Below are 14,800 nucleotides of genomic sequence, written 5' to 3' on the forward strand. Positions count from 1 at the left end.
GTCCCCGCTCAGCGCACGGCGAGGCTCAGCCCCTCGGCCTCGTAGATGCGCTTGCCGTCGACCCACAGCGAGGCCTTGGCCACCAGGCGCTGCTCGGAGCGCTCGGTGAGCTCGAGGTCCACGACCACGAGGCGGTTCTCCGGCACGACCTGGCCGCGGTAGCGCCACAGCATCGGCACCTCGGTCGCGGCGACCTCGAAGCGCTGCCCCTTCTCCACGCCCACGCCGAGCTCGAGGGCGAGCAGGCGCAGGGCCTGGAGCATCGCGTCCATGCCGATCGAGCCGGGCTGGACCGGGTCCTGGAAGAAGTGGGCCTGGAAGTACCAGTGCGAGGGGTCGATGGACCGCTCGGCCCGGATCCGCCCGAGCTTGGCCTCGCCGCCCGCGGGCCACAGCCCGGAGATGCGATCGAGGGTCGCGAGCTTGTCGACGCCGAGCTTGCCCGCGAGCAAGCCCGCGTCCGGGTGGGCGGCGATGGTCGCCGGCACCTGCTTGGGCGCGGGGCCGGCCTCGGTCAAGGCCGCGCGCTGGGCCTCGCTCGTCGGCAGCCCGGCTTGGTTGGCCAGGGCCTCCGCCGGGAAGAAGCCGAACACCGTCGACAGGGTGTAGAGCGCCTCGCCCCCGCTGGTCCGCACCGCGACCTCGAAGGCGACGATGGTCATCGCGCCGAGGCTCGAGGCCGAGACCAGCTTGGACTCGGTGACCAGCGTGCCGATGTCCGGGCCGACCTCGGCGTGGATCACCGCGTTCTTGCCGTCGAGGTTGCGGAAGTAGAGCTCGTCGTCGTGGGCCGCCGCGAAGCCGCAGTAGCTGGCCAGCCACCCGCACGGCTGGAGCGCGACCTCGAGCAGCACGCTAAAGGCCATGGCCCCCGTGCCGCTGTCGCCGAAGTACCACGAGTCGCGGGGCACCTCGTAGGCCGCGCGCACCCGCGAGCCGACCTCCATCTTGCCGATCGCGCCCTCGACCTCGAGGATGCGGGTCATGAAGTGGTAGGGCGGCCCCGGCAGGCGCGGGACCTTGCGGCCGCCGTCGAAGGGGGCGTAGAGCGAGCCGAAGGCCCGCGAGGGCTTGCCCCAGGCGCAGGCGAGCATGGAGTCGTAGCCAAAGCGGAAGCCGTCGGGGGTCACGGCGACGGCCGGCTCGCTCGCGGCGTCGATGACGGGAGCCATGGCCTCGAGCGGCCAGTCCGGGACCAGGCGCAGGCCGATGCGCGGGCAGTGGAAGGCCTTGCGCCCGTCCACGCTGCCGAGCATGGTGGCGAATAGAGTCGGCTGCGGCCCGGCGATGAACTCGTCGATGAACAGCTCGTAGACCATCTCCTTGGCCCCGGGCACGGCCTGGCCGCGGCACGAGAGCTTCCAGGTCTCCCCGGCGACCGGCTCGAAGCGCCAGCCGTCGCGCTCGAGGGTGCAGCCCAGCGCGGTCATGTAGATCGCCATGGCCTGCAGCCCGCCCTCGAACATCAAGGTCCCGGGCATGCACGAGTCCTCGTGGAAGTGGCCCTCGTAGAACCAGCTGTCGCGCTCGAGGGGCAAGGTGGCGCGCATGTAGCCGCGACCCCACGGACCGCCCGCGGGCCGACCGGCGCTCGCCGAGCGCCCGGGGGGCTCGAAGTGGGTGACCCGCTCGACCAGGCGCATGCGATCCGCGGCGATCGCCGGGGTCCGGGTGTGCGTGTGCGTGCGCGCGAAGGCGGGGCCGAAGGCGTCGACGGGGCGGCGATCGGCGAAGGCCACGATGTCCTCGGGGGAGAAGCTCGACTTGGGGCTGACCGCGGCCGGCGCGTCCATGCGCGGGCCGGCCTCGCTCGCCGTCGGCGGGCCCTCGGAGGGCTCCCACAGCACGCCGGCCGAGTTGTCGAGCTCGTCGTAGGTGAAAAAGCCCGCCTGCCCGTGGCGGACGCTCATGCGCACCTCGCCGTTGATCCGGCAGTCGTAGTGGAAGAAGAACAGGCGCACGTCGCCGTGGGCCGCGTGGCCGTCGACGTAGATGTCGTACTGGAGCACGTCGCCGGGCTTGGGCAGCGGCCCGTAGCTGGTCAGCTCGCAGCCGAGCAGGCGATAGACCCGCTCGCCCTGGTTGAGCAGGTCGGCGCCGAGCCAGGAGATCAAAAACAGGTCGGCCTGCCCCGACTCCACGAAGATGCCCGCGGGCATGCGGCCGTCGTGGAGGTACCACGAGTCCGACTTCACGTCGGTCTCGGTCCAGCAGGTGCCCAGGCCCATCTGCTTGTTGGCCAGGTCGATGGGGTCGCCGGTGATGCCCGTGACCCGATCGGCCAGGAGCAGCGGCGGGCAGGGCATGCGGACCTGGCGGGCGTGGCGGTCCTGGGGCGTGAAGGCCTCGCCGAAGAGCGTCGAGATCTTGCCTCGGGCGTGGACGATGAGCTGCTCGCGGTCGAAGCTCGGGCCCACGGGGGCGGGCGCCGGCTTGGTGTTCTGCGGCAGGGAGCGGCGCGGCTTCGCGGTCGCGGTCGCGGGCTTGGCGGCCTTCGCTGCCGGCTTGGCCACCGCCTTCGCAGCTGCCTTCACGACGGGCTGGGGGCGCGCGGGGGCGACCTTCGTCGCGGTCGGGGTCGCGCCGCGGAGGTAGACGGTGCCGCGGGTCACGGGCGGGAGCGCGGGGGCGGGGAGCATGCGTTGCATGGCGGACTCGGGGCTCGGGCGGGGCACGGACACGCGCGCCCAGTGGCTGGGGTAGGTGAAGGTCTTGCGGGGGCGCTTGCCGGGCGCGCGGCTCGGCTCGGCGGGGGGCTGGGGCGCCTCGGCCTCGAGCCGGGACGTGAGCGCGCCGAGCTCGAGCTCGACGCCCGCGACGTAGAGCTGGGCCGCGGCGTCGCAGATCTGCACGAGGGAGCTCTCGCGGTAGCGATCGAGGGGCACGGAGAGGTGCTCTCGCCCGCGCAGCGCGGCGCCGATCCACTTGCTGCACCCCGACAGCGGCCCGTGCTCGACGAACACGCGCACGCCGTCGGCGTAGGCCCGCTCGATGAGCTTGGGGAAGTCGACCACGCCCATGGCCTGGCCGGTGAGCGCGTCGGCGACGGCCTCGTCGCTGAGCGCGTAGCTGGTGCAGGTCGCGTGGGTGTAGAAGCGGACGCCGGGGACGGCCGTGGTCGGGCGGTGGTGCAGGGCGTGCCAGCCCGCCTCGAACTCCCGGGCCTCCGGGCAGTGCATGATGAAGTCGTAGCCGATCGAGCGGGCCCGGTGCGCGCCGACCTTGGCGATGACCCGAGCGCAGGCTCCGGCCTCGCCGGCGATGACGACGTCGTGGCTGGCGTTGACGATGGTCAGGTGGGCTCGCGGCTCGCTGGCGAGGGCGTCCCGGACCGCGCCGAGCGGCGCGAGCACCCGCATGGTCGCCCACTCGACCCCGTGGCCGTTGAGCTGGGCGTCGTCGAGCTGCCACGCCCGCCGGGCCGCGTTCATGCGCCCGCCGAGCTCGCGCTCGTAGAGCTCGCAGCGGTGGATGTCGACGGCGAGGCTCTCGAAGTCCTGCCACGCGCCCATCGCGAACAGGGCGTTGGACTCGCCCGCGCAGTAGCCGATGGCGGCCTCGGGGCGCATGCCGAGGACCTGGCGGGTCAGCCGGGCGTGGAGCTGGATGAGGTAGGACGAGGCCCACAGCTTCTGCGCCGGGGTCGGCAGGCGCATGGACTTGCCCCCACCTCGATTTTGGGTGGGGCTGTAGGCGGCGTCGTAGATCCACCCGACGTACTCGTGCAGCGAGGCGAACTCGTCGCCGATCTGGTCGACGAGCTCGGGCATGAGCAGGCCGAGCTCGCGCCCCATGTTGGGGTAGGCCGCGGCCGGTCCGGTGAATACGAAGGCGAGCTCGCCCTCGACGGGCGCCTCGCGGAAGTAGACCCCGCCCTCGGCGGAGGCCGCGAGCTTCGCCAGCGCCGCGAGCTTGGCCGGACCCGGCTGCGGGCGGGCGAGCACGGCCCGGGCCTTGGCCAGGCGCTCGCGCAGGTTCGCCTCGTTGCGCCCGACCACGGCCAGGCGCAGGGGCCCCGAGCCGCCGCGCTCACCGGCCGCGACGGCGCGGGCGAGGCCGGCCATGTCCGAGGCCGCGAAGGTCAAAAGGCGCGGGCGCTCGAGGCTCGGCACGGGGGTCACGGCCGCGTGGCGATCGGCCGCCACGGTCATCTCCGTGCGCAGGCCCCCCAGGGACTCCACGGCCACGCGGACCCGTCGACGGCTGCGGTGCGGGAGCCACGGGACCGCCGGTTGGCCGACCACGGGCGGCAGGGCCCGGCGGCGACAGGCGCTGATCTGCGCGGCGAGGTGGAGCAGGCCCGAGGCCGCGTGGCTGTGCCCGAGCAGCGGGCTCGCGCCGGACTCCCCGCTCAGCTCGCGGTGCGGCTCGACCTCCTCGACCTCGCCGACCTCCTCATCCCCAGGAATCACCGCGAGGATCTCCGCCCCCCGGGCGTGGGCGTCGGCGAGGCGCTCGAGCACCAAGAGCACGGCCCCGTCCGCAGGGCGTTGCTGGGTCTCGGGCAGTAGCGCCTCGGCAGCGGCCGCGTGCGCGGGCTCGCGGGACAGATCGACGGCGGCGACCAGGGCCGCGTCGAGCTCCCCCGTCGCCAGCTTGTCCACCGCGACGTCGAAGGCCACCGTGCCCGAGGCCTGCTCGGCGGAGATCGAAAAGCACGGGCCGCGCAGGTCGAAGTGCGCGCTGATCCGGTTGGCGACGACGTTGGGCATGCAGCCCAGGACCAGCGCCGCCGGGATGTCCCCCGCCCCGCGGGGCAAGTCGTCGCCGAGGTGGCTCAGGTCGTGGCGGTAGCGCAGGGCCGTCCGGGCGATCTCGGCGTCGCACTGCATGCCCGCGAAGATCCCCGTGCGCGCCTTGGGCAGCGCGTCGATGGTCGGCCCCAGGTCGAGGGCCAGGCGCAGCAGGCTCAGCTGCTGCGGGAGGGTCTGGTCGAGGTCGATGGGCGGCGTGCGGACCTCGCCCAGGGCCAGCTCGACGGCGGCCAGGTCCGGGTGCTCGGTGACCTGCGTGGGCACGGGCGCGCCCTCCTTGGGACCCTCGGGCAGGACCCGCGCGGCAAAGGCCGACTCGTCCGCGAGCCCCGAGGCGACCACGGCCTGGGCGACCACGGCGACGGCCTCGCGCGTGGCGACCGGCTTGGGCTCCGCGCTGCCTTCCGTCCACTGCTCGACGATCAGGTGGGCGTTGTTGCCTCCAAAGCCGAAGTTGCTGATCGCCGCGACACGGGTGCGACTGCTCTCGACGGTCCACCGCTCGGTGCGGTGGACCACGCGGAAGCTGGCCAGCTCGGGGTTCAGCGGCGCGCCGTCCAAGCCCGGCGTGACCGGGAACTCCCCCGCCTCCATGGCCGCGAGCACCTTGAGCACCGAGGCCGCGCCGCTAGCCGTGATCAGGTGACCCATGTTGGCCTTGAGCGAACCGACCGCCAGGGGCTCGCTCGCCCCGGCCTCGGCCCGGGCCGGGCCGTAGACCTGCTGCATGCTGCGCAGCTCGACCTGGTCGCCCACGGGCGTCCCGGTCGCGTGACACTCGACGTAGGACACCTGCTCGGGCCGCAGCCCGCTCATGGCGTAGGCCGCCCGCATCGCCCGGGTCTGCCCGTCCTCACGCGGCGCCATCATGTTGCCGGCCTTGCCGTCGTTGCTCAGGCCCACGCCGCGGATCACCCCGAGCACGCGCTCGCCTCGGGCCAGGGCGTCGTCCAGGCGACGCAGGGCGACCACGGCCGCGCCGTGGGCCGGGACCAGGCCGTCGGCGTCGCGGTGGAAGGGGCGGCTCTGGCCCGTGGGGCTCGAGGCCTGCAGCGCCCGGAAGCCCAGGTGCAAGAAGAGATCGTCGGCGTGGTTGACCCCGCCGGCGAGCATCAGGTCGACCTCGCCCCGGGCCAGGCGGCGGCAAGCCAGCTCCATGGCGTAGAGCGAGGAGGCACAAGCCGCGTCGAGGCAGTAGCCGCCGGCGCCGAGGCCCAGGACCCGCGCGGCCAGCTGAGCCGGGAGGCCCGACATGAAGCGGTTGCGCGGGTCGGCCTTGGCCGATTCGTCGTCCAGCCACACGCCGTGGGCGAAGTCCGAGAGCGACTCCGTGGGGTAGCTGAGGTTGCCGAGGATGAGCCCGGCCCGCGCCTGCGCGGCCTCGTCCAGATTGGTCGTCGCCTCCGCCAGCGCCTGGCGCCCCGCGGCCACGAGCCAGTGGACCATCGGCGACAGGGTCGCGCCCGAGCGCCCCTCGCAGGGCAGCACGGCGTCGACGGCCGCGACGTCGGCGGGAGCGGGCGAAAAGCCCCGAACGAGCCCGGCGGCGCGGGTCCGCGTGGCCTGAGCCAGAGCCTGCGCCCCGACCCAGGGCCCCACGCGCCAGTCCGCGCCGACCTCGGCGTCCTCGATGACGCAGCGCCCCGACTGGACCTGAGCCCACAGCTGGGCCGGGTTCAGGGCGCCGGGAAGAATGCAGCCCCGACCGACGATCGCGACGGGGACGAAGGCAGGACTAAACTCTTGCTTGGACATGACAACGATCGCGCCTCCTCTCGGAGGCGGTTGAGTCGGGGTCGACGCCGAGCTCACTCGGCGGCCGCGGACTGAGCCCGCGGGAGGGCGAACATCTGCAGGCCCTCGATGCGAATCACGACGCGCCCGTCGGCGGCGATGAGCGCGGCGTCGCAGCGCGTGTGCTGGTTGGAGGCCTCGCGCACCCGCAGCTCGCAGCGGTAGGGGCCCTCGGTCGCGTCGAGCTCGGCGCGCAGGATCTCGCAGCGCTCGATGGCCAGGGGCAGGCTCGGCTCGCCGAAGCGGGCGAGCCCGCACAACAGGCCCAGCTGCAGCATGCCGTCGAGGGCCACGGGGTCGAGGGGGCGGCGGCGCGGGGACCACTGGACCCCGCTCGTCGCGTAGCCTTGCAAGAGCGCGCTGGCGCCCTGCTCGGACAGGCCCTCGAGGCTGGTGATGGCCTGGAAGGCCGGGCCGTGGAACAGCCGGCCGGGGGCGTAGACCTCGGACACGGCCCAGGGGCTCGCGGGCAAGCTCGCGGCCTCGACCGCGCTCAGCCGACCCTCGCCCGCCCGCAGCCGCGCGCCGTGGCGTCGGCCGCCGTCGCCGTCGACCGTGGTCAGCTCGACGCCGAGGCCTTCGCCGGCGGACTGGGAGACCACGCGCAGGGTCGTGGGCGCGGCGTCGTAGTCGGACACGACCACGCCCCGGAGCACGCGGAAGTCCTCGAACACCCAGCTGGGCGCGCTCGGCAGCTCGACCTGGGCCAGCTGCACGAACCACTCGAGGACCATGGCGATGGGCAGCACGACCTCGCCGCGGACGCGGTGATCGTCGAGCTGCGGCGCGCTGCCGCGGTGCACCCGGGCCAGGCCGGCGTAGCCCTGAGCCTCGCCGGGAGCGAGCTCGAGGCCCGCGCCGATGACCACCTCGGAGGGGCCGCCCGCGCCGAGCTCGGCGACGAAGGCCTGGCAGCCCTCGTCCAGCGGGATCAGCCCGACGCCGCGCGCCTCGAACATCGCGGCCAGGGTCGGCGTGACCATGCCGCCCGCCCACGGCCCCCAGCCGATGCTCGACACGGCGCAGCTCGGGCCGCGCCGGGCCGCCTCGGCGGCCGCGGCCTTGTTGAGGATCTCGTTGGCCATGGCGTAGTCGGACTGCCCGGGGTTGCCCCCGCGCGCGGCCACGGAGCTGAACAGGCACAGCCAGCGCAGGTCGTCGCTCGCGGTCGCGTCCAAGAGCGCGCGCAGGCCCGCGACCTTGGTCTCGAACACGCGCAGGAAGCCCTCGTCGGTCTTGTCTTGCAAGGAGGCGTCGGCGAGCACGCCGGCGCCGTGGATCAGGCCGTCGACGCGACCCCAGCGGGTCCGCACCGAAGCCACCGCGTCGCGCACCTGCTCGACGCTGCGCACGTCGACGGCGGCGTACTCGACCTCGGAGCCGTACCCGCGCAGGGCGGCGAAGTTCGCCCGGACCTCGCGGTTGGCGAGGATGCGCCGGGCCTGGCTGCCCAGCTCCCGGGGCGAGACGGCCTCGCCGCGGCTGCGCGCCGCGAGCATCAGGGCCCGCTTGAGCTCGGCGTCCGTGCTCGCGCTGGCCAGGCTCGGGTCCTCCTCGGCCAGCGCCGTGCGCCCGAGGATGAGGAACTTGCAGCGCCCGGGGGCCGTGCGCGCGAGCTCGATGAGGGCCGAGGCCGTGACCCCGCGGGCGCCCCCGGAGACCACGAACACGCCGCCCTCGGTGACCGGGACGGTGGGCCCGGGCACGGTCTCGAGCGCGCCCTCGAGGGTCACGCGGGTGCCGTCGGCCGCGAGCCCGACCTCGCGCTCGAGGCCGCCGCGCTCGAGCTCGGTGAACAGCGCCGCGGCGGCGTCGTCGGCCGTGCGCGCGGCGGACAGGTAGCTCAGGTCGATGGTCCGGACCTCGGCCGTCGGCCACTCGAGGGCCGCCGTCTTGGCCAGCCCGGCGATGCCGGCGTAGCCCTCCCGGCCCGGGGCCGAGCCCGAGATGCCCAGATCGCCGCCCGTGTCCTGGACGAACACGAGGGTCCCGCCGAATTCGCCAAAGCGCGGGGCCAGAGCCCGAGCGAGGGAGAAGGCGTCGAAGTTGGCCTTGGCCCAGGCGTCGGCCGAGGTCTCGGGGACGAGGGCGCGCAGGTCGATGACCGCGTCGGCATCGCGGACGCCGTCGAGATCCGTCGCCACGCGCGCGGGCAGGCCCGCCCCGCGCAGGCGCTCGACGAGGCCGGCGGCGAGGGGAGCCGAGGGGTCGCCGCCCTCGGGGAGGACGACGATGGTGCGCGCCTCGAACAGCGCGCTGGCGAAGCCAGGCGCCGGCACGACGCGGGGTCGCACCACGAAGCGGGCCAGGCTGGAGATGTCGGAGATGGAGGCGGGCGCGGTCACGAGCGAAGGCTCGGCCGCGCCCATCTCAGGGTTTACGTGAAGTGCCTCCACGATCTCGGCCAGCGTCCGCATGGACGCGAGCTTGGCCGGATCCGCCTCGGGCAGGCCCGGGACGCGCTGGCGCATCGTCGACAGGATCTCGACCCGCTTGATCGAGTCGATGCCCAGGTCCGCCTCGATCTCCATGCCCAGCTCGAGCATGTCGGCGGGGTAGCCGGTCTTCTCGGCCACGACCTCGAGCATCTCGGCGACGAGGTCGACGCCGTTGGCGCCGGCCGCCGGAGCAGCAGCGGGCGCGGGGGCAGCAGCCGCGACCGGAGCCGCAGCTGCAGCCGCGGCAGGGGCACCGCCCGCGGGCGCGCCGAGGGCCTCGGCGATCTCAGCCAGCGTGCGCATGGACGCGAGCTTGGCCGGGTCCGCCTCGGGCAGCCCAGGGACGCGCTGGCGCATCGTCGACAGGATCTCGACTCGCTTGATCGAGTCGATGCCCATGTCCGCCTCGATCTCCATGCTCAGCTCGAGCATGTCGGTCGGGTAGCCAGTCTTCTCGTCCACGACCTCGAGCATCTCGGGCGATCAGATCTACGGCACCAGCCGCCGGGCGCGGCTGCGATCGGGAGCCGGAGCCCGGAGCCGGAGCGACCGGAGCTGGCGCGACGGCCATCGGAGCGGGCGCGGGCGCCGGAGCCGGAGCGGCCCACGACCGGCGCGGGCGCGGGCATCGGAGCCGGCGCGGGCGTGGCTGTGACGGGAGCCGCAGCCGCGGCCACGGGGGCGGGCGCCAGGGCGACGGGCGTCGACGCAGCGAGCTGCGCGGGCGCCTGGGCGCCGGTCATGAGACGCAGGAAGGTCTCGTGGTTGGCCAGCATCATGCGCTGGAATTCGAGGTGCGCGGCGATCAACGAGGGCTGATGCGCCACCGTCACCACGGCGGGTTGGTGGGGAGGTGAATCGGCAGGCATGGGTGCGTGGGCCGCCTCGAAGGCAGGCGAGGTTGGGGGTTGGACGCTGGACTCCGCGACGACGGAGGTCGGCGCGGGGTCGAAGACGGGGGAAGGCAGGGGGGCCGCGACGGGCTCGAAGCTCGGCGCGACGGGAGTCGAGAGGGGTGCGGCCGCGGGGGCCACGGCGGCCTCGACGGGCTCGGACTGGGGCAGCGCGGTCAGGTCCGGCTTGCCGTAGTTGGCCCCGAGCAGCTCGACGATCATGCCGCGGCTGGGCTCGGGCGCGGGCGCCTCGAACTCGTCGGCCCACAGCGCGTCGAGCTGCATGGGCACGCCGAGGGTCGCCAGCTGGCCGATCGAGCGCCACAGGGCGTCGAGGCCGTCGCGGCTGCGCTCGTCGAGGGCCACGCTGACGTGGGGCTTGCCCTTGAGGCAGGCCTTGACCAGGCGACTGAGGATGGCGTCGGGGCCGACCTCGATGAAGGTCCGCACGCCGGCGTCGTACATCGCCCGGATCTGCTCGACGAAGCGCACCGGCTTGGCGATGGCCGAGGCCAGCTGCGCGCGCATGCCTTCGGGCTCGGGCCCGTAGGGCTCGGCCGTGACGTTGGAGTAGACGGGGCAGCGGGGCGTGGACCACTCGCAGCTCTCGAGGGCCTTGGCGAAGGGCTCGACGGCGCCTTCGACCAGGGGCGAGTGGAAGGCCGCCGACACGCGCAGGGCTCGGGCCACGATGCCGCGCTCTTCGAAGAAGCCCTCGAGCTCGTGGATGCTCTTGGTCGGGCCCGAGAGCACGACCTGGCGCGGGCTGTTGTGGTTGGCGACCACCACCCCCACGCCGACGCCCTCGGGCAGCTCGGCGAGGGCCGCCTCGACCTTCTCGATGCCGCCGCGCACGGCGATCATCGAGCCCGAGTCGCCCTCGCCGGTCTCGCCGCGGCCGGCCGCGGCCATCAGCTCGCCGCGCAGCTTGGCCACGCGCATGCCCTCGCCGCGCGCCAGGGCGCCCGCGGCCGCCAGCGCCGTGACCTCGCCGAGGCTGTGCCCGGCGACGCAGTCCGGCTCGAGCCCGATCAGGCGCAGGGCCTCGACCATGGCCAGGCTGGTCACCGCGATGGCCGGCTGGGTGATCTCCGTGGCCGCGAGCGCCTGCTCGAGCGCCGCCTGGCCGTCCTCGTCGAACGCGGGGGGCGGGAACACGTGCTGGCGCAGACCCAGGCCGAGGGCCTCGCTCTCGTCCCAGACCTCGCGCACGGCCTCGAAGGCCATGGCCGCCGCGCCGCTCATGTCGAGGTGCTGGCTGCCCTGGCCGGGGAACAGCAGGGCGATCTTGCCGGCCTGGCTCAAAGCCCCGTCGGCGTCGCGGGTGGGGCCGCTGCGGTAGCTCGCGCCCCGCGGCGTGTTGAGGGCCTTGCCCTCGCCCTTGGCGACGCGCGGCAGCAGGGCGCGCAGGGGCTCGACGAGCTCGCCCTTGCCGTTGACGATGATCGCCAGGCGCTCGGCGGCGGCGTAGTCGAACTCGCGGTGGCTGGCCCGGGCGATGGCCCGCAAGCTGCGGCGCTCCTCGCCGGACTCGACGGCCGCCGCCAGGGCCTCGCAGCGCGCCTGGAGCTCGGCGAAGGTCGAGCCGAACAGCAGCACGAGCTCGGAGCTGGGCGGGCGCGTGCGCTCGGCCTTCGCGTCCTCGGGCTGGGGCCCGCGGTACTCCTCGAGGGTCGCGTGGAAGTTGGTCCCGCCGAAGCCGAAGGCGCTGACGCTGCCCCGGCGCGGGCTCTCGCTGCGGTGCACCCACGGACGCGCGCGCGTGTTGAGGTAGAGCGGGCTCTCGCCCAGGCCCAGGGCCTCGCTCGGCGCGTCGACCTTGATGGTCGGCGGCAGCACCTTGTTGTGCAGGGCCATCACGACCTTCATCAGGCCGGCCGTACCCGCGGCCGCCTTGGTGTGGCCGATCTGCGCCTTGATCGACCCGAAGGCCACGCTGCCCGGGGCCGCCTCGGCGTCCGCGAACACGCCGCTGGTCGACTCGAACTCGGCCGCGTCGCCGGCCACCGTGCCCGTGCCGTGGGCCTCGACGAGCTCGACGCTCTCGGGCCCGTAGCCGGCCTGCTGGTAGGCCCGGCGCATGGCCTTGGCCTGGCCCGCCGGGCGCGGGGCGTAGATGCTCTTGGCCCGACCGTCGGAGCTCGAGCCGATGCCCTTGAGCACGGCGTAGATGCGATCGCCGTCGCGCTCGGCGTCCTCGAGGCGGCGCAGGGCGACCATGCCCACGCCCTCGCCGAGCAGGGTCCCGTCGGCCTTGTCGGAAAAGGGCCGGCAGTCGCCGCTGAGCGACAGGGCCCCGGTCTGGCCGAAGCACATGTGCATGAAGATGTCGTTGAGGGCGTCGACGCCCCCGCTGATCACCATGTCCGCGCGGCCGGCCTGGAGCTCGAGCACGGCCATCTCGACGGCGGCGAGGGAGCTGGCGCAGGCGGCGTCGAGGACCACGTTGGTCCCGCCCAGGTCGAAGCGGTTGGCGACCCGGCCGGCGACCACGTTGCCGAGCACGCCGGGGAAGGTGCTCTCTTGCCAGGGCACGTAGCAGCGCTCGACGCTGTCGAGGGCTCGCTCGACGTGGGCGTCGCTAAAGCCCGCGGCGCGCATGGCCCGAGCGAAGACCGGCTTTTGCAGGCGCCCGACCATGTGCCCGACGAGCTCCGTGGCCGAGGCGACCCCCAAGATCACGCTGATGCGCTCGCGCGAGGCCTCGCCCAGGCGATCGCCCAGGGCGTCCTCGAGCACCTGCTTGGCCACGACCAACGCGAGCAGCTGCGAGGTGTCCGTGGCCGGGAGGATGTTCGGCGGCATGCCGAACTCGAGGGGGGCGAAGGGCACCGGCGGCAAGAAGCCCCCGCGCGCGGCGTAGACCTTGTCGGCCGTGCCCGGCTGCGGGTCGTAGTAGTCCTCGGCCAGCCAGTGGGTCTTGGGCACGTCCGTGATCAGATCGCGGCCGGCGACGATGTTCGCCCACAGCTCCCCGGGGGACATCGACTCGGGGAACAGCGCGCCCATGCCGACGACGGCGATGGGGTCCATGGGCTGCGTCTGGTCGTTGACGTTGTCGAACATGGCGAGGCTCGGTTTCCGATTGAGGCGAGGAGAGGCGGAAGAGAAGAAGAGGGGGAGAGGGTCAGACCTGGAGCGGTCGGGGCCGGAAGTCGAAGGCCGCCGCGGGCACGTCGACGCCGAAGCTTCGCGCCTGCTGGGCCCGGGTCAGCACCGCGGCGCCCTCGAGCAGGTTGAGCGCGATCTGATCGACGCTCCGGGCCTCCGGCGCCTCGAGGAAGGTGCCGCGCGCCCACTCGTTGAAGGCGCCCATGGCCGGGCCGCACCAGATCTGATAGTCGACGCGGCGCTGGCCGTCGCCGGTGATCGCCCAGCGGCTCGACAGGCCCAGGTACCAGCGGAACAACAGGGCCATCTGGTGCTTGGGCTCGGCGGCCGCGCGCTGCAGCTGGCTGGGGTCGCGCTCGCGCCAAAACGCCTCGGTGTTCGCCCACACCTGGGCGATCGGCGCCCGGAAGATCTGGCGCTCGAGGCTGGCGCGCTCGGTGGCCGGGATGGCGTCGAGGCTGGGGTAGTCCCGGTAGAGGCGGTAGAGCTTGTTGGCCCGGACCGCGAACATGGTCCCGCGGCTGAGCACCTGGAGCTTGACGCCTTGCTCGAACATGTCGGCGGCCGCCGCCATGGCGACGTCGGACAGGCTCGCGCTGGCGAGGAGCTGCCGACCCACGGGGGAGAGCCCCGACTCGACGGCGGCCTGGTTGACCGAGCCCGTGAGCACGTAGGCCGCGCCCAGGGCGAAGGCCGAGGCGATGGCTCCCGGCGTGCCCAGACCCCCGGCCGCGCCCACGCGGACCGCCCCGCGGTAGCCGTGCTGAGCCTCCATGGCGTCGCGCAGGCGCAGCAGCGTGGGCAGCAGGGCCGAGAGCGGGCGGTTGTCCGTGTGCCCGCCCGAGTCGGCCTCGGCGGTGATGTCGGCGGCGAGGGGGATGTGCGCGGCGAGCTTGGCCTCGTCGGCGCGCAGCAGCCTGGCCGCGACGAGCTCGCGCAGCGTCGCCTCGGGCGCGGGCGCCATGAAGTGGCGGGCGACCTCGGGGCGGGAGACCTTGGCGAACACGTGGTGGCGGCGGCGGATGGCCCCGTCCGGACCCACGCTGAGCCCGGCGCAGGCGTAGCGGACCACGTTGGGCGTCAGGGCCATGAAGGCCGACGCCGAGACCCGATGCACGCCCTTGCGGATGAACAGATCGGCGACCCGCGCCTCGAGCTCGGGCTCGTTGGGCGAGTGGATCAAGTTGGCGCCCCAGGGCACGCGCTCGCCCAGGCTCGCGACCAGACGATCGATGGCCGCCTCGACCCGCGGATAGGCCAGCCCGCCGGCGCCAAAGAAGGCCAGCAGCCCCGCGCGCGCCGAGGCCTCGACGAGCTCGACGCTGGCGATGCCGTTGGCCATGGCCCCGACCACATAAGGAAAGCGCAGGCCGTGGGTCTGGGTGAAGGCCCGATCGCCGAGCCACTCGGGGTAGAGCGGCGGGAGGGTCAGGGCCGGGCCCGCGCCGGCCGGCGAGGGCAGGGTCAGCGGCCGGCGGACGTCCGCGAGGGCGGCCAGATCGAGGGCGCCGCCCACGGTGGGCTTGGCGAGGGAGCGGCTGGCGGGTTGGCTCGACGGCGTGGCCATGGGCGAGTCCTGCGGCGACAAAGCGCCGGCTGGATACCACCGCCATCACGTGAGCCATGTCCGTGCATGGCGGTGCGCAGTGATCGGCGTCGCTCCCCCGAGACCACCCAGCGACCCGCGTCCACCCTTCGCCCCAGCCAAGCCGAGGGGCGAGCCTCCCGTGAACACGGGTTTTGACTCAATTGAGCTCGAGCCCCGCCACGGCCTGAACGAAGGCTCCGCACCGGCTCCGCGGCACCACGA

General features: G+C 74.0%; 4 protein-coding genes. All 4 read right to left on the minus strand.

Going from position 1 to position 14,800, the window contains the following annotated elements; all coding sequences use genetic code 11:
* Positions 1-8: 8 nt before the first annotated feature.
* Positions 9-6,509 (minus strand): beta-ketoacyl synthase N-terminal-like domain-containing protein, encoded by a 6,501-nt coding sequence (locus PPSIR1_RS13750; RefSeq protein WP_006971687.1) that lies wholly within the window; start codon positions 6,507-6,509, stop codon positions 9-11.
* Between the two features lie 53 nt (positions 6,510-6,562).
* Positions 6,563-9,448 (minus strand): SDR family oxidoreductase, encoded by a 2,886-nt coding sequence (locus PPSIR1_RS13755; RefSeq protein WP_198154508.1) that lies wholly within the window; start codon positions 9,446-9,448, stop codon positions 6,563-6,565.
* Positions 9,406-12,945, minus strand: coding sequence for a type I polyketide synthase (locus PPSIR1_RS49300; RefSeq protein WP_006971689.1), 3,540 nt, complete (start codon positions 12,943-12,945; stop codon positions 9,406-9,408). The genes PPSIR1_RS13755 and PPSIR1_RS49300 overlap by 43 nt, the downstream gene beginning before the upstream one ends.
* 61 nt (positions 12,946-13,006) lie before the next feature.
* On the minus strand, positions 13,007-14,557 hold the full coding sequence (locus PPSIR1_RS13765) for a PfaD family polyunsaturated fatty acid/polyketide biosynthesis protein (RefSeq protein ID WP_006971690.1): 1,551 nt from the start codon (positions 14,555-14,557) through the stop codon (positions 13,007-13,009).
* Positions 14,558-14,800: the final 243 nt, after the last annotated feature.

The organism is Plesiocystis pacifica SIR-1, from assembly GCF_000170895.1.
GTDB lineage: Bacteria > Myxococcota_A > Polyangia > Nannocystales > Nannocystaceae > Plesiocystis > Plesiocystis pacifica.

What these genes read in the sequence shown, in the direction of transcription:
- PPSIR1_RS13750 (WP_006971687.1), bottom strand. Translation starts at nt 6,509, where the DNA reads ATGTCCAAGCAAGAGTTTAGTCCTGCCTTCGTCCCCGTCGCGATCGTC.
- PPSIR1_RS13765 (WP_006971690.1), bottom strand. Translation starts at nt 14,557, where the DNA reads ATGGCCACGCCGTCGAGCCAACCCGCCAGCCGCTCCCTCGCCAAGCCC.
- PPSIR1_RS49300 (WP_006971689.1), bottom strand. Translation starts at nt 12,945, where the DNA reads ATGTTCGACAACGTCAACGACCAGACGCAGCCCATGGACCCCATCGCC.